This is a genomic window from Brachybacterium sp. HMSC06H03 (assembly GCF_001807385.1).
Taxonomy (GTDB): domain Bacteria; phylum Actinomycetota; class Actinomycetes; order Actinomycetales; family Dermabacteraceae; genus Brachybacterium; species Brachybacterium conglomeratum.
In genome coordinates this window covers 1-770 of record NZ_KV788887.1, presented here as the reverse complement: position 1 = coordinate 770, position 770 = coordinate 1, and the positions used below count along the sequence as shown (strand labels likewise).

General features: G+C 77.0%; 1 protein-coding gene. It reads right to left on the bottom strand.

All coding sequences use genetic code 11. The features are described 5' to 3' along the window. Positions 1-770: glycosyltransferase family 2 protein (locus HMPREF3159_RS12045; protein ID WP_371441709.1), on the bottom strand; the 770-nt coding region annotated here is incomplete at both ends.

Below are 770 nucleotides of genomic sequence, written 5' to 3'. Positions count from 1 at the left end.
CGGGCGCCGCGGCCGAGGACGCGTCGCACCCGAGGCAGGGCGGCGAGGACGGCGCGCAGCTCCATCAGCGCGGCGCGCGGCGCGGTCGCCGCGAGAGCCCCTGCCATCCGCAGGAGGGTCTCGAGCGGGAGGAGCAGGAGGGTGAGCAGCGCGTGCAGGAGCGGGCGGTGCTTGAGCACCGTGAGCAGGCGCCCGGTGCGCTGGTCCTGGAGGCGCTCGAGGACGGGCCGGGTGGGATGGGGGTGCAGGATCCGGGCGGCGGACTGCACCGCGACCCGCTCCCCGGAGCGCCACACGCGCTGGCACAGGTCGATCTCCGCCCAGGGGGCGGGAAGGTCGGGGTCCAGGCCCCCGAGCTCGCGCAGCGTCTGCTCGCGGATAAGCATCCCGGGCAGCGGCACGGCGAGGACGTCCTGGCGCCAGTCGGCCTGTCCCTGGTCGATCTCGCCCGGGTCCACGCCGGTGATGATGCGCCCGCCGTGGGTCAGGGTGATGCCGACGTCGACCAGGGCGTCCGCGGACTCGGCAGTCTGCGGGAGGTCGGCGCCCGGCTCGGCATGGCGCACCCGCTTCGCCCCGACGACCGCGGTGGTCGGGGACTGCCGGACGCTCTCGAGCTCGCGCTCGAGCGCGTCGAGGGAGGGGATCTCGGGGTCCTCGAGGAACCACAGCCAGCTCTCCGCGGAGGCGCCCTCGGCGAGGCCCGCCCGGCGGCCGCTGCGGGGGCCCTCCTCCCGCAGCCGCTCGGGCACGAGGGCGAGCGCCTCCGC